Raw genomic sequence first — 14,035 nt, forward strand, 5'->3', positions numbered from 1 at the left:
CTGGGTCAGAGCTGCCTGGGTCAGAGAGTGGTAGCCGAGTACCCATGCGCCGCTGCAACACTGTCGGACAGGAGCAGGCCGTCGTGTGTGCTCAGACCTGACCCCAGGCCGGGAACTGTCGCGACCGCGTCCTTCCACCCCTTGTCTGCCAATGCGACGACGTACGGAAGCGTCGCGTTGGTGAGTGCGTAGGTGGACGTACGGGGGACGGCTCCGGGCATGTTCGCAACGCAGTAGAAGACCGAACCGTGAACCTGGTACGTCGGATCGGCGTGCGTGGTCGCGTGTGAATCCTCGAAGCAGCCTCCCTGGTCGATGGCGATGTCGACCAGGACAGAACCCGGCTTCATACGCGCCACCAGGCTGTTGGAGACGAGAGTCGGCGCCTTCGCCCCGGGGACCAGCACCGCGCCGATGACGAGGTCGGCGTCGAGTACAGCCTGTTCGAGTTCGAGGCTGTTGGACGTGATGGTCTTGACCTGGCCGTGGTACAGCTCGTCGATTTCCCGCAGGCGAGCGATCGACAGATCGAGAACGGTGACGTCGGCCTGCATGCCGTAGGCCACGGCGATGGCGTTCTTACCGGAGACTCCCGCACCGATCACCACGACCTTGGCGGGGCGCACTCCGGGTACGCCGCCCATCAGCACTCCGCGTCCGCCGCCGTGACGCATCAAGTGATAGGCGCCCGCCTGCGGTGCCAGGCGTCCGGCTACTTCACTCATCGGGGCGAGGAGGGGCAGTGAACCGTCGGAACCGACAACTGTTTCGTAGGCGATGGAGGTGGTCTTCGACGTCAGGAGCGCGTCGGTGCATTCCTTCGACGCCGCCAGGTGCAGGTAGGTGAAGAGCACCTGATGCTTACGGAGTCGCGAATACTCTTCTGCAATAGGTTCTTTGACCTTCAGGAGTAGATCTGCGTCCGTCCAGACCTGATCGGCAGATCCGAGGATCTGCGCGCCCGCGGCCTTGAAATCCTCGTCACTGAACGAGGAGCCGACGCCTGCACCCGTTTCGATGACGACCTCGTGCCCTCGGCCGACCAGTTCGTGGACGCCTGCTGGGCTGATGGCCACGCGGTACTCGTGGTTTTTGATCTCGCGGGGGATTCCGACCTTCATGACACGGCTCCGAACTGAGTCTGTTGTTTCTTCGAATGGCAGGTGCCAAGCATGAAGTTTCGTCGCCAGATAGTGAAGAGAAGTGAAGATAATTCTCTAGGCTGTATTCATGGTGCGCGAAAGTTCAAAAATCGGTATTCAGACGGCCGCCTCGCCGAAGCATGTTCGGGCAGCAATGAAGTTGGACGAGATCGACCGGGTTCTGCTCGAAGAGCTGGCGAAAGACGCGAGGATTCCGAACAATGCGCTGGCTGCGATCGCGGGAATTGCGCCGTCGACATGCCTCGGCCGTGTGCGCGCCTTGGTGGACAACGGCGTGATCAGGGGATTTCACGCGGACATCGACCCCGCCGCTCTCGGAATGGATCTGCAGGCGATGATCGCAGTTCGACTGCAGGCCAACGCACGGTCGCACCTCAACCGGCTCGGCGACGATTTCGCCAAGCTGGACTCGGTGCTCAACGTGTACTTCGTTGCCGGTGTCGACGACTACATGCTGCACGTCGCAACGACGGATTCGGCGCAGTTGCGTGACTTCGTCGTCAACAATCTCTCGGCACATCCAGCGGTTGCTGCGACCGAGACGATTCTGATCTTCGAACACGTCAGGCCTCGAGGCGGTACTGCCTGATTAGTTCTCACCTGATGGCGGGTCGACGCCCGGACCAGGCGTTCTCGAGGAGTTCGCTCAGGCCCGGCGGGGTGATCTCACGCGGATTCGGATACGCGGCGGAGGTGGCGAGTTCAACTGCATTTTCGATTTGATCGTGACTCATTCCCAGTTCTCGCAGAGTGGTCGGTCCGCCGCACGCGGTGACGAGGTCGAAAACGCCGGTAGCGGCATCGGATGCGCCCAGAGCAGTCGCTATTCGCGACATCACATCCGGGACAGCAGGCGCGTTGAATGCCATCGCGTGGGGGAGGACAACGGTGTGGGTGGGAGCATGCGGCAAACCGAAGCTGCCACCGAGGGTGTGGCACAACTTGTGATGAAGCCCCATACCGACCGTGCCCAAGCAGGTTCCGGCTAACCAGGCTGCTTGCAGTAGTTCGGCCCTACCTTCCAGATTTTTCGGATCATCGACAATGCTCGGCAGCGCACGGGCGATCCCGGAGATCGCCTCGATCGCCATCAAGTCCGTGATCGGGTTGGACTCGGTGGAGTACAACGCTTCAACCGCATGCGCCATCGCGTTGACGGCACTGGTGACGGTGGTATCCAGCGGCAGATCGAGAGTGAGGTCGACGTCGTAGATGACGGTTTCCGGTCTGATGTGGGGAGAGGAGCGAGTTGTCTTGCGTCCGTTCTCTGTTTCACCCAACACCGGAGTGACTTCTGATCCCGCGTACGTTGTCGGAACGACGATCTGATCGAACCCCGCTCGTAGTGCCAATGCCTTGGACAACCCGGTTGCCGAACCGCCGCCGATCGCCACGACCGTGTCGACGTGATGGTTCTCGGCAAGTCTCAGCGCGGCTGTCGTGACTTCGATCGGAGTATGCATCACAGCGCCGTCGAAGCGGGCCACCGCCATGTCGCCGAGAGATTCGGTCACGGCGGCGGCAACCGCGTCGAGTCGACGACTTGCCAGCACCATCACTCGGCTACGGCCGAGCCGCCGCACTTCTTCGGCGATCGTATCGATCATCCCTTGGCCGAAGACAATTCGAGCCGGTGAAGCGTCGTACGAGAAGGGCTTCATGTCATCCCTGCGAAACGGTGGCGTGCATTTCCCAGACGATGACCTCTGCCCCGGTATCGGAGCTGAGCTGCTGACCTCCGCCGCCGGACACGCGTACCGCGTCACCTTGTTCGAGCACTCCGACGCCTTCCATGGCGGCCTGACCGTCGGCGACAAAAACGTGCAGGAACGGTGCGTCGGGCAGGGTCACGGGCTGTCCGGGTTGCAGACGCGCAACGTGCATCGCGGCGTACTTGTTCTTGATCCGGATTGCCGAGTGATCGGCGTACGCGTCCATGCCCGACGCGACGGGAACCAGTCCACCGGCAAGCAATTCGGCGTCGATCTCCAACTGCTCGTATCCGGGCGTGATTCCGGCCTCGTCGGGGACGACCCACATCTGGATGAAGTGAACCGGGTCGCTGTGCTTGTCGGAATGCGCACCCGCCACGTCACCGAGTCGCCACGAATCGTTCTTCTCCGAATGCAGGATTCCCGTTCCAGCGCTCATCCGCTGGGCGAGACCGGGGTAGATGACGCCCGAATGCCCCATCGAATCCTGATGTACGAGAGAACCTCTCAGTACCCAGGTGACGATCTCCATGTCCTGGTGCGGGTGGGTGTCGAATCCCATTCCGGGCGTGACGATGTCGTCGTTGTTGACCAGGAGAAGACCGTGGTGAGTGTTCTTCGGGTCGTAGTGATTGCTGAACGAGAACGAGTGCTTCGAGTCCAGCCAGCCGGCATTGGACTTGAAGCGATCCCCGGATCGACGGATATCGAGGTTCGGCTGAGACAGAGTGGAGGTCATGGTGTGCCTTCCGAATGGTATGGGGGAGAGCAAGTTTTCAGAGGACGTGATTGCCGTACATCTCACCGAGTGGGTCTGCGATCAGTTCGAGTCGAGCGCCGTCGGGATCGCGGAAGTACAGCGAAACCTCACTGTGCTCGATCAGTTCGACGCCGGCCTCGGTCAGTCTGGTACGTAGCTTCGCCCACTTGGCAGGTTCGACGCTGATCGCGATGTGGTGGAGGCCGCCGAGTACTTCTTGGTACGGGCCCACGTCGAGTCCCGGGAAATCGAAGAAGGCCAGGAGGTTCCCGTTGCCGATGTCGAAGAAGAAGTGCGAAGACCCGGGATAGTCGCGGTTCTCGATCAGCTCGGTGAGAGGGAAGCCGAGGAGATCTTGATAGAACTTCACGGTTCGTTCGACGTCGCTGCTGATCAGGGCCGTATGGTGCAGGCCGCGTGCGGTCGATGCGGGTCGTTTGTCGGCGGGGAGCAGATGTCGATCCCTGATCTCGGCCCGGCGTTCCTCGAACTGCACTGCGTTGTTGTCGCTCATAGCGCCCGCCTCTCGGTTGAACCTTCTCTTCGAACAGGTAGTTGACTGATCAACTACATTGAGAATAGATCATTTGATTTCGTTGTCAACTACTTCGGATATGCTGGTGTCATGGAATCGACGCGGTGGTTGAGCGACTCGGAGCAAACGGCCTGGCGGGCTTACCTGGACTCGACCCGACTGCTCCAGCGTGTTCTCGATCAGCAGTTGGTGCGAGACTCCGACATTTCGTTCACGGACTTCGAACTGTTGGTTGCTCTATCCGAAGCGCCTGGGCGGCAACTGCGCATGAGTGAGCTCGCCGATGCTGTGATGGCGACCCGAAGTGGTGTGACCAGGGCCGTCAATCGGCTGGTCGGTGCCGGGTGGGTGCGCCGGGTCGAGTGTGTCGACGACAAGAGGGGCGCTAATGCGGAGCTGACCGACTCGGGTGCCGAGAAATTGGCGTCGGCAAGCCCGGCGCACGTGGCTGCTGTACGGGAGAGCATGTTCGACCTGCTGAGCCCGCGAGATGTCGAGCGGCTGGGTGTGGTCTTCGGTGAGATGCGTCGGCACCTTCTCGAGGCCCAAGTAAGTAATTGACAGAGCAACGGCCCATGTCACGTAGTTGGTGAGGGCTGCGAACGGACTGCCATCATTGTCTGGTGACCCGTATTCGTATGTTCGCAACCGACCTCGACGGCACCCTGCTGCGCTCCGACCGAACGATTTCGGCGCGCACCGCGCAGGCCATGGAGAACGCGCGGCTCGCGGGGATCGAAGTTGTGTGGGCGACGGCCCGGGCCAGGCATTCGGTACACACGTTGGCGAGCTCGTGCGGATTTCGCGGTAAAGCTGTGTGTGCCAACGGAGCTGTCATTCTCGACCTGGCGGACGGGACTCCGGAGATCGTCGACACCGTTTCGATCGAAACATCTTTGGCTGCAACAGCTATGGAGCAGGTTCGTGCTCTGATTCCTGGCGTAGTGTTCGCGAACGTCGGACCCACGCAGTTCTTTGCCGAGCCGGAGTATGCCGCTCTGTGCGAGTTCGCGGACCATCACCGGCACCTGCACGAGATGGTGCTCGCCGATACGCTGCCGCTGGACGTGGAGCCGATGGTCAAGATCGTGGCCCGGCATGCCGAGGTTCCCAGCGCCGACCTGTACCGAACAGCGGTCGCTGCGGGTATCGAGGGTGTGGAGTTGACCCACTCCGGGGCCCCGTACATGGAAATGGCAGCGGCGGGCGTCTCGAAGGCCAGCGCTCTCGCGCAGTTGTGCGCGATCGACGGCATCGACGCGTCGGAAGTGGCCGCGGCCGGTGACGCCTTCAACGACGTTGCCATGCTGACCTGGGCCGGAACGGCTCTGGCGCCCGCCAACGCCAGAGCCGAGGTCATCGAGCTCGCCGACCGAATTTTGCCCACGAACGACGAGGACGGGGTGGCGAGCTACCTCGAAGAGCTGGTTGCGGGGAGCTAGTTCAGCTGCTGACGGCCTTGGGTCCGGTGCCGATACCGACTCCGCAGTCCGTCATGAATTCGGAGAAGACACGGTCGAAGCGATCCGGGTAGTCAAGGTGCGGGAAATGTCCGGCGCGCTTGAAGATCTCCACCCGCCCCAGCGGTAGTTCGGCGCGAGCGTTCTCGGTGTGGGCGTTGGGGATGATGGTGTCTTCCTCACCCCACACCAGTAGTGCCTGCAGATTCTTGAAGTTGGCGAAATGCGGAGTGGCATTGACGGTTTGACCGTTGTAATTGATGACCGATCGTGCCGTCGCCAGAAATGCCTGACGCGTCGACGCGTCCGACACCGAAGCAAAGCTCTTACGGGCCTCACTCGCGCTGGCACCGAGCTTGAACAGGCCGATCTTGTTGAAAAGTCCGAGCGCTTTGTCTGTCACGTCGGTCAGCGTCCGGGACGCGAGGACGGGAAGTACCAGTTCGCTGCCGGGCAGAGTTGCTGCACGCAGGAGTGGGCTCACCTCGGGGCCGAGTCCGCCGCTGGCTACCAGGCACAGCCGCTCCACACGCTCGGGGAAGAGATACAGTGTCTGCATCGCGATCCCACCACCGAGGGAGTGGCCGACGAGGGTGGCCGACGGAATGTCGAGGGCCTCGAGGAGGTCACGCACAGTGGCGGCGTGAGCGCTGAGTGAGTAGTCGCCGGCAGGCTTGTCCGACGCACCATGTCCGAAGAGATCAGGGGCGATCACGCGGTAATGACGCGAGAGCGTCTCGATCTGCGGCTCCCAATTGGAGTGCGCGCCCAGTAGGCCGTGAATGAGCACCACAACGGGGCCACTGCCTTGGTCGACGTACTTGAGCTGGTCGCCGTGCAATACAACCGTCTGTAATTGGTCGGTTGCCATGATTGAACCTTTCGGAGCCGCCAGTGTCTGTGGCTGCTCGCGTGTTGTCGGACCGCACCCGCCCCGACGCGGATCCACGGGTATTTGTGACCGGGAGTAACCCCAGTTCCCTCAGTATGCCCACCGAGGGGCCCGATGTCGTCGCCATCGGGCGTGTTGTGACGAACCGTGAGCCGTCGGCTGAGGGGAGACGTACAACTCACCGCCGCGTGTCGGCGCCGCTGATCAGGCGAAATCGACCAGTTTGCCGAAAGTGAGGTTGATGTCCCACGGTGTGACGCCCCACGTCTCGATCGCTGATACCGCGAAGATTCCGGCAGCCTCGATGGTGTCCTGTGAGGCTGGTGCCGAAACGGAAACGCCGGTTTGTCCGCTCGGAACCTCCGGCCAGACGCCGGTTCCGGCGGGCGCGGGGGTGGCCTCCATGACCGCGTTGGCCAGTCCCGATTCGTCGACGGTCGTGAAGAGGCAGTTCGGCTCGTGCGGAGAATCCCACCCGCCGAGTTCCGCGAGCCAGAATTCGCCACGTCCAGCAGCGGAGATCGCGACCGACGCGAGTACCGATTCGAGATCTTCCCAAGCGTCGGACGTCGGGGCCGACGCCTCGGTGAGCTTGAACGGTGCGGCAAGTGCAGTGCTGTCAGGGGAAGCGAAGCGCGGCTGCACAGTGAGGGCCTGGGTCTGGGTATCCAGAAACGCAACCTCTCGGAACTTGTTGTCCGGCAGGGTCGTACGGGCTACGAGACCGCGTCCCAACAGTGCGCCGAGCGCCGCGGGATCGTCGACGCTCCACAAGCGGGTCTCGTCCTCGGACCAGGTGCGGATCTTTCCGCCGACGACGGGACTGATCAGCACGGGCTCGAGGTTCGTAGTGCCTGTTGACTCGCTCACCGCTGGCTCCCCACCGCACGTCGTACCGCCGGACCGGTTCCGGGCGACGAGATAAGTATGCCGCCTCGCTGCTGTGCGCCTTTATTAACCGCCGGGGGTTAATAAAGGCGCACAGCAAGTGGTCACATATGCGTGCCGCCGTCGATGCGGATTTCCGTTCCGGTGACAAACGAGCCGTCCTCGGAAGCGAGCATCGCGATCACGCCGGCGACCGCGGACGGGGGAGCGAAACCCTCACCGATTGCCGGGGCCAGCTTGCCGAGCAGCGTGAAGTCGATGTCGGCCGGGAAGCCGGGATCGGAGGTCATGCCCGAAGCGATGCTGCCGGGTGCGACGGCCACGGCGCGAAGGCCCTGCTTGCTGTACTCGAGTGCAAGTGCGTGCGTGAAGGATTGGATTCCACCCTTCGACGCCGCATATGCCGTCATGTACGGGTGGGCGAAGGTCGCCGATGTGGAACTGAAGTTGACCACGACGCCTGCTCCGCTTTCGAGCAGTGCCGGCAGGGACTCCCTCGTCATGAGGAATGTTCCGGTGAGGTTGACCCCGATGACGGTGTTCCAGAAATCGAGTGTCATCTCGTGGGTGTGCGCGGAGCGCAGAATGCCCGCCGCATTGACCAGCACGTCGAGCCCGCCCAGAGCCTTGATCGCAGCGCCGACCTGTTCGCGAACAGACTCTTCGCTGGAGATGTCGACCTTCACCGTGGTCAGGCGATCGGAGTGTCCTGCGTCCTTCGCGGTGTTCAGCGTCTGTTCGAGGCCGGTCTCGGAAATGTCGGCGGCGACGACGGTGCCACCTTCTGCCAGGATGCGGGCAACGGTGGCCTGGCCGATTCCGGATCCTGCGCCGCTGATGAGGACGCGCTTGTCGTCGAATCGATTCACGAGAAAACTCCGGTCTGTGGGATGGACAGCTGTCTGGTGACCGATTCTGCGCGATCCAGAGCTATTAATCTGCTGGGCATTCCACTGACTGGGCACCAGTGGTGCTTGTTCGCGCGCAATCCCGAGCGAACAAGCACCGACGTCTCCTAGAGGCCCGCTGCCTGCGCGAGGCTCGGCAGGTAGGTGCTCGGCTGACCGAAAAGCTGAGCGCTGCCGTGTGCGCGCTTGAAGTACAGCTGAGCGTCGTGCTCCCAGGTGATTGCGATTCCGCCGTGCAACTGAACCGCTTCGGAGGTGATCTGCTGCAAGGCTTCCGAGCAGTAGACCTTCGCCACTGCCGCGTCGTCCGCCGACTGCGTCGCCACGGCGGCGTACGTCATCGACCGCGCCGTCTCGACCAACGTGTACATGTCGGCCATCCGATGCTTGAGGGCCTGGAAAGAACCGATCGCGCGACCGAACTGCTTGCGCGACTTGGTGTATTCCACGGTCTGTTCGACGATCGCTGTGGCCGCTCCCACCTGTTCAGCAGACAACGCGATCAGAACGACGGTTCGGATCCGATCGACCAGATCTTCGGACCACTCCAGTGGCCGACCACGAACACCGGAGAACGTGACCTCCGCCAGCGTTCGCGTCGGATCCATGGTGGGGACGCGTCGGCGGGAGACGCCTTCGGCCGCTGGATCCACTTCGTAGAACCCGTCGGCCGTGAGAACGAGCAGGGTGTCTGCGACGTGTCCGTCGAGGACGTACGACGCCGTGCCGGTCAACGCGTCTTCGGTTGCCTCGACGCCGAAGGTGCTCCAACCCGCGGCACCTGCCCAGCACAGGGCCAGCGTGCTCTCGCCGGACGCGACACCGGGCAGCAGTCGTGAGCATGCGTCGTCGTCACCGGAAAGCAGCAGTGCCTGTGCGGCAAGAATCGCCGAACCCAGCATCGGTGACGGGGTCAGCGTGCGGCCCAATTCCTCCTGGACCACGTGTACCTCGCCCAAACCTGCTCCGACGCCGTCGAACTCCTCCGGAATCGCCAACGCGGCGACGCCGATCTGCTCGCACAGCTTGCTCCACAAAGCGGCGTCGTAGCCGATCTCGGTGGTGATGGCGGCGCGGACGGCAGCGGAGTCGGAATGCTTGCTCAGGAGATCGCGTACCGATGCGCGCAGTGCTGCCTGGTCTTCGGTGTCGATGCTCATGATGCAACCAGCGCTTCGACGACGCGTGCGCGATGCTCGGACGGTGTGCCCCACGCGGTGAGCAGCGCCCGTACCTTGGTGAGCCACAAGGAGAGATCGTGTTCCATCGTGTAGCCGATGGCGCCGTGAACCTGGAGTCCGACGCGAGCGGCCTTGTACGCAGCATCCCCGCACGCGACCTTGGCCGCAGAGATGTCACGCGAGGCGTCGGCCGACTGATCGCGAACCGACAGTGCGGCGCCGTGCAGCAGGGGGCGAGCCATTTCGAGGGAGACGGCAACCTCGGCCAGGTGGTGCTTCATGGCCTGGAACTGTCCGATGACCTTGCCGAACTGCTTGCGTTGCTTCGCGTATTCGGTGGTGACCTCGAGCAGTGTCTGGCCCAGGCCCTGCAACTGCGCGGCAGTGGCAAGAGCGCCCATGTCGAAGGCGGCCGAGAAGTCGGCGGAGCCCAGCGATTCGCCGGCGGAAACCTCGTAGAGCTTGCGGGAGAGATCCACCGATGCCTTGGCTTCGCCAGGGACACCGAGTGATACGGCACCGTCCTGCGCGAGCAGAACCAGATCCACCGCATCGGCGTCGAGCGCGAACGGTGTGCGCGGGGGAGCTGCGACAGTTGCCAGCGAACCCTCGGCGAGAGCAGAGAGACGTTCCGGTGCAACGGAGGCCAGGAGCGTCGGCGCCACGGCGATGGTCTCGACGACCGGTCCGGGTACTGCGTGCCGACCGAGCTGTTCGAGCGCAACGACCAGGTCGACGGCGTCGGCGCCGAGTCCGTCGTGCTCTTCGGAGATGACGAGACCGTTGACGCCGGTCTCGGCGAGGCGCTGCCAGAGCTTCTTGCCCGGCTCGGTGTCACCGTCGTTCCACGAACGGATGACGGCGGGCATGTCGGACTTGGTCAGCAGTGCATCGATGCTTGCAGCGAAGTCCTGGTGGGAGGAGTCGAGCGCGAATCTCATCGGTCCGCCTTCGGTAGGCCGAGCAGACGCTCAGCGATGACGTTTTTCTGAATCTCGTTGGTGCCTGCGTAGATCGGGCCGGACAGGGAGAACAGGTATCCGTCCATCCAGTTGTCGGCCAACTCGGCTTCAGGGCCCTGAAGTTCGAGAGCAGTCTCGTGGGTGGCGATATCCCACTCGGACCAGAAGACCTTGTTGATCGAGGACTCGGCGCCGAGCTGTCCACCGTCGGCCAGACGGGTGACGGTGCCGAATGTGTTGAGTTGGTAAGCGCGAGCGCCGATCCAGGCGTCGGCGACCTGGTTGCGCAGAGCGCTGTCGTCGGTGCGTCCGCTGGACTTGTACAGCTCGAGCAGGCGGTCGACGGTGGCGAGAAAGCGGCCGGGGCTGCGCAGCGAGAGACCACGCTCGTTGCTCGCGGTGCTCATCGCGACCCGCCAACCGTCGTTGACGTTTCCGATCACACCCGACTCACCTGGGTTGGCCGGGTCGTCCGGAACGAAGACGTCTTCGAGGAAGATCTCGGCGAAGCCGGGCTCACCGTCGAGCTGATCGATCGGGCGAACGGTGACACCCTTCGACCGGAGGTCGAACATGAAATACGTGATGCCCCTGTGGCGCTGCGCATCCGGATCGGAGCGGAACAAGCCGAAGCCCCAGTCGGCGTAACTCGCGCGTGAGCTCCACGTCTTCTGACCGTTGAGCAGCCAGCCGCCGTCGACCTTCTTCGCACTCGAACGCAGGCTTGCGAGGTCGGAACCGGACTCGGGCTCGGACCAGGCCTGGGCCCAGATGTCGTCGGCACGAGCCATGCGCGGCATGATGCGAGCCAACTGCTCGGCATTTGCATGCTCGAACAGTGTGGGAGCCAACAAGAAGATGCCGTTCTGGCTGACGCGGCCGGGCGCGCCCGAGCGGTAGTACTCCTCCTCGAAGATGACCCATTCGAGCAGGGACGCATCGCGTCCGCCGAGTTCCTTGGGCCAGGAGACGACGGCGTAGCCGGCATCGGCGAGCGTGTGCTCCCACTGACGGTGCTCTTCGAAGCCTTCGGCGGTATCCATCGACTTCAGGGGAGTCGCGGGCACATTCGCTTCCAGGAACGAGCGAACCTCGTCACGGAATGCGGTTGTGGCGTCGTCGAATACGAGATCCACTAGTTTGTTCCTTCCTGCGGTGCGCGAGCACTGGCAGCCATAGCTTTGGCGTCGAGACCACCAAGCGAGTCTTTGCCGACTTCGGCGTTGTGAGCGTGAGCGAAGTGATGCAGACCGAAGACGGAGTCGATGCCGTTGCGCATCCCCATCTGATCCTCGCACTGATTGACGGCCTTCTTGGTCAAAGCCAGTCCGAAGCGCGGCATCTCGGCGATACGTCCGGCGAGCTCGAACGTCTCCTTCTCGAGATGCTTGCGGGCGACGACGCGGTTCACCATGCCGATTTCGTATGCACGTTGCGCGGTGAACCGATCGCCGGTGAAGAGCATTTCCTTGGCGAATCGTGAACCGACCATCCACGGGTGCGCGAAGTATTCGACGCCGGGGATGCCCATGCGGACAACGGGATCGGAGAAGAAGGCGTCGTCGGCCGCGACGATCATGTCGCAGACCCAGGCGAGCATGAGCCCGCCGGCAATGCAGGCGCCTTGCACCATCGCGATGGTGGGCTTGGGGATCTCCCGCCAACGGCGGCACATGCCCAGGTAGACCTCCATCTCGCGGGCGAAACGCTGGTCACCGCCTGGCTTGTCGACGTGATCCCACCACATGGTGGCCTTGTTCTCGTACTCGACGTGATGGTCGCGTCCCGGAGTTCCCAGGTCGTGACCGGCACTGAAGTGAGGTCCGTTGCCTGCCAGGACGATCACCTTCACGTCGTCGTCTTCGACGGCGCGCTGGAATGCCGCGTCGAGGGCGTACGTGACCACCGAGTTCTGGGCGTTGCGGTAGTCGGGTCGATTCAAGGTCACGACGGCGACCGAGTCACGAACCTCGTAGGTCACGACGTCGGCTTCGAAGGGAACGGTCATGATTGTTCCTCGCGCAGAACCGTTTTGAGGACCTTGCCCGAAGGGTTACGGGGCAGGTGATCTACGAAGCGCACCTCGCGGGGCACCTTGAAGCCTGCGATCTTCTCCTTGAGGAAGGCGATTACCGACTCTTCGGTGAGGCCGGCACCGTCGAGTTGGGCGATGTAGACGCGGCCCACCTCTCCCATCCGGTGATCGGGGATGCCGATGGCAGCAGACTCGTGGACGCCGGGCAGGCGAGCCAACATGCCCTCGATCTCGGCGGGGTAGACGTTGAATCCGCCGCTGACGTACATGTCTTTCAGACGGTCGGTGATGTCGAGATATCCGCGCTCGTCGAGGGTTCCGACGTCTCCGGTGTGCAGCCAGCCGTCGGCGTCGATTGCCTTGGCGGTGGATTCCGGGTCGTCGAGGTACCCGAGCATGACGTTCGGTCCGCGAAGCAGGATCTCGCCTTGGTCGCCGATCTTGACCTCGAAATCGGCTGTCGCGCGGCCGGAACTGGTGGAGACGGTGACCGGGTCGTCGTCGGTGCGGCACATGGTCGCAACCACTGCCTCGGTCAAACCGTATGCCGTGAGGACGGCGTCGAAAAGCTCTGCTTGCATGCGCTCGACGAGAGCAACCGGCACGGGTGCTGCGCCCGTGATCGCGATGCGGAGCGAGGACAGGTCGTATTCGCTGCGGCGGGGATGATCGAGGATGGTCTGGTAGATCGTCGGGGCGCCAGGCAGGATGCTGATCTTCTCGCTGCTGACCAATGCGAGGGTGTCGTCGATGTTGAAGACGGACACCGGCACGATCGTCGCACCGTTCAACAGGCAGACCAGGATTCCGGCCTTGTACCCGAAGGTGTGGAAGAACGGGCTGATGATGAGGAAGTTGTCGTCGGCGGTGACCTCGGCGCATTCACCCCACGACTTGGCGACAGCGATGGACTGACGATGCGCGGTGATCGCGCCCTTGCTGCGCCCCGTGGTGCCGGAGGTGAAGAGGATGTCGCTGACGTCGTCTGGCTGCACCTTCGCAGCACGCGCGTCGGCTTCGGTGCGGGCGGCGTCGGTGGCGAGCGCGAGGAAGTCCTCGAACTCGATGACGCCGTCACGGTCGTCGTCCCCGTCGATCGGTACCTGGATGACGGTCGGGATCCTCAGGTCCGGATTGGCGTCGAGCAACTGCTGGTACCGGTCGGCCTTGAGGAACGTGCCGACGACCACCAGGGCAGCTGCGTCGACGCGCTCGATGATGTCGAGTGCTTCGGTGCCGGTGTAGCGCGTGTTGATCGGGATGATGGCTGCGCCGGCGTACTGAGCGCCCAGCAGGGCGATCACCCAGTGGTACGTGTTGGGCGCCCAGATGACGACGCGGTCGCCTGCCTTCACCCCACGGTTGATCAGTGCGCCGGCGAAATCGCGGACGCGCTGATGTAGCTGTGCGAAGGTCAGTCGGGTGTCGCCATCGGCGATAGCCGCGCGCTCACCGAACTCCTCGGCGGCCCGGATGAGGGCTGATGGGATGGTTCTCGGTTGTTCGGTCACTGGACTCCTACCTGACACGCTACCTAGC

At 63.1% G+C, this 14,035-nt stretch carries 15 protein-coding genes; 3 read left to right on the forward strand and 12 right to left on the reverse strand.

Annotation, left to right across the window (positions count from 1 at the left end; all coding sequences use genetic code 11):
- Window positions 1-20: 20 nt before the first annotated feature.
- The gene (gene ald, locus M0639_RS04190; protein ID WP_064075161.1) at window positions 21-1,121 is read right to left on the reverse strand and encodes an alanine dehydrogenase; all 1,101 of its coding nucleotides are present in this window, start codon (window positions 1,119-1,121) and stop codon (window positions 21-23) included.
- A 109-nt stretch (window positions 1,122-1,230) separates the two neighbouring features.
- Here ald and M0639_RS04195 point away from each other — a divergent pair, with 109 nt between their 5' ends.
- Window positions 1,231-1,752, forward strand: a complete 522-nt coding sequence (locus M0639_RS04195; RefSeq protein WP_003945867.1) for an Lrp/AsnC family transcriptional regulator — start codon at window positions 1,231-1,233, stop codon at window positions 1,750-1,752.
- Window positions 1,753-1,759: 7 nt separating this feature from the next.
- On the opposite strand, the gene M0639_RS04200 is transcribed toward M0639_RS04195, so the two are convergent.
- From M0639_RS04200 to M0639_RS04210, 3 genes are read right to left on the reverse strand one after another with little or no spacing between them, the layout of a single operon-like run.
- Window positions 1,760-2,824 carry a maleylacetate reductase gene (locus M0639_RS04200; RefSeq protein ID WP_064075162.1) on the reverse strand — a complete coding sequence of 355 codons (1,065 nt, stop codon included), beginning with the start codon at window positions 2,822-2,824 and terminating at the stop codon, window positions 1,760-1,762.
- A 1-nt stretch (window position 2,825) separates the two neighbouring features.
- Complete coding sequence (locus tag M0639_RS04205) at window positions 2,826-3,614, reverse strand: pirin family protein (protein WP_020906267.1); 789 nt, start codon at window positions 3,612-3,614, stop codon at window positions 2,826-2,828.
- Between the two features lie 37 nt (window positions 3,615-3,651).
- Window positions 3,652-4,149, reverse strand: coding sequence for a VOC family protein (locus M0639_RS04210; protein ID WP_007734170.1), 498 nt, complete (start codon window positions 4,147-4,149; stop codon window positions 3,652-3,654).
- Between the two features lie 111 nt (window positions 4,150-4,260).
- Between M0639_RS04210 and M0639_RS04215 the strand changes: the two genes are divergently transcribed.
- Window positions 4,261-4,731 carry a MarR family winged helix-turn-helix transcriptional regulator gene (locus M0639_RS04215; protein ID WP_064075163.1) on the forward strand — a complete coding sequence of 157 codons (471 nt, stop codon included), beginning with the start codon at window positions 4,261-4,263 and terminating at the stop codon, window positions 4,729-4,731.
- Window positions 4,732-4,793: 62 nt separating this feature from the next.
- The gene (locus tag M0639_RS04220; protein ID WP_003945542.1) at window positions 4,794-5,612 is read left to right on the forward strand and encodes an HAD family hydrolase; all 819 of its coding nucleotides are present in this window, start codon (window positions 4,794-4,796) and stop codon (window positions 5,610-5,612) included.
- Between the two features lies 1 nt (window position 5,613).
- Here the strand turns inward: M0639_RS04220 and M0639_RS04225 are convergent, their stop codons facing one another.
- The 8 genes from M0639_RS04225 to M0639_RS04260 all read right to left on the reverse strand — a co-directional run bounded on the left by M0639_RS04225 (window position 5,614) and on the right by M0639_RS04260 (window position 14,007).
- Window positions 5,614-6,501, reverse strand: a complete 888-nt coding sequence (locus tag M0639_RS04225; RefSeq protein ID WP_007734173.1) for an alpha/beta fold hydrolase — start codon at window positions 6,499-6,501, stop codon at window positions 5,614-5,616.
- A 225-nt stretch (window positions 6,502-6,726) separates the two neighbouring features.
- Entirely contained in the window at window positions 6,727-7,392 is a 666-nt protein-coding gene (locus M0639_RS04230; RefSeq protein WP_064075164.1) for a hypothetical protein, read from the reverse strand.
- Window positions 7,393-7,514: 122 nt separating this feature from the next.
- Complete coding sequence (locus tag M0639_RS04235; RefSeq protein WP_042449451.1) at window positions 7,515-8,279, reverse strand: SDR family NAD(P)-dependent oxidoreductase; 765 nt, start codon at window positions 8,277-8,279, stop codon at window positions 7,515-7,517.
- Between the two features lie 146 nt (window positions 8,280-8,425).
- Complete coding sequence (locus M0639_RS04240; protein ID WP_064075165.1) at window positions 8,426-9,478, reverse strand: acyl-CoA dehydrogenase family protein; 1,053 nt, start codon at window positions 9,476-9,478, stop codon at window positions 8,426-8,428.
- Window positions 9,475-10,440, reverse strand: a complete 966-nt coding sequence (locus tag M0639_RS04245) for an acyl-CoA dehydrogenase family protein (RefSeq protein ID WP_007734178.1) — start codon at window positions 10,438-10,440, stop codon at window positions 9,475-9,477. The genes M0639_RS04240 and M0639_RS04245 overlap by 4 nt, the downstream gene beginning before the upstream one ends.
- Entirely contained in the window at window positions 10,437-11,597 is a 1,161-nt protein-coding gene (locus M0639_RS04250) for an acyl-CoA dehydrogenase family protein (RefSeq protein ID WP_064075166.1), read from the reverse strand. Before M0639_RS04250 ends, M0639_RS04245 begins: the two co-directional genes overlap by 4 nt.
- A complete protein-coding gene (locus M0639_RS04255; RefSeq protein ID WP_054188068.1) occupies window positions 11,597-12,469 on the reverse strand; it encodes an enoyl-CoA hydratase in 873 nt (290 codons plus the stop codon). Before M0639_RS04255 ends, M0639_RS04250 begins: the two co-directional genes overlap by 1 nt.
- Window positions 12,466-14,007: a FadD3 family acyl-CoA ligase gene (locus M0639_RS04260; protein WP_007734186.1), complete on the reverse strand. Its 1,542-nt coding sequence runs from the start codon at window positions 14,005-14,007 to the stop codon at window positions 12,466-12,468. The genes M0639_RS04255 and M0639_RS04260 overlap by 4 nt, the downstream gene beginning before the upstream one ends.
- Window positions 14,008-14,035 lie beyond the last annotated feature (28 nt).

This window comes from Rhodococcus qingshengii JCM 15477 (assembly GCF_023221595.1).
GTDB lineage: Bacteria > Actinomycetota > Actinomycetes > Mycobacteriales > Mycobacteriaceae > Rhodococcus_F > Rhodococcus_F qingshengii.

Excerpts from the sequence above, each read along its gene's own strand:
- M0639_RS04210 (WP_007734170.1), bottom strand. The coding sequence starts at position 4,149 with ATGAGCGACAACAACGCAGTGCAGTTCGAGGAACGCCGGGCCGAGATC.
- M0639_RS04215 (WP_064075163.1), top strand. The coding sequence starts at position 4,261 with ATGGAATCGACGCGGTGGTTGAGCGACTCGGAGCAAACGGCCTGGCGG.
- M0639_RS04195 (WP_003945867.1), top strand. The coding sequence starts at position 1,231 with ATGGTGCGCGAAAGTTCAAAAATCGGTATTCAGACGGCCGCCTCGCCG.
- M0639_RS04255 (WP_054188068.1), bottom strand. The coding sequence starts at position 12,469 with ATGACCGTTCCCTTCGAAGCCGACGTCGTGACCTACGAGGTTCGTGAC.
- M0639_RS04245 (WP_007734178.1), bottom strand. The coding sequence starts at position 10,440 with ATGAGATTCGCGCTCGACTCCTCCCACCAGGACTTCGCTGCAAGCATC.
- M0639_RS04200 (WP_064075162.1), bottom strand. The coding sequence starts at position 2,824 with ATGAAGCCCTTCTCGTACGACGCTTCACCGGCTCGAATTGTCTTCGGC.
- M0639_RS04240 (WP_064075165.1), bottom strand. The coding sequence starts at position 9,478 with ATGAGCATCGACACCGAAGACCAGGCAGCACTGCGCGCATCGGTACGC.
- M0639_RS04205 (WP_020906267.1), bottom strand. The coding sequence starts at position 3,614 with ATGACCTCCACTCTGTCTCAGCCGAACCTCGATATCCGTCGATCCGGG.
- ald (WP_064075161.1), bottom strand. The coding sequence starts at position 1,121 with ATGAAGGTCGGAATCCCCCGCGAGATCAAAAACCACGAGTACCGCGTG.
- M0639_RS04225 (WP_007734173.1), bottom strand. The coding sequence starts at position 6,501 with ATGGCAACCGACCAATTACAGACGGTTGTATTGCACGGCGACCAGCTC.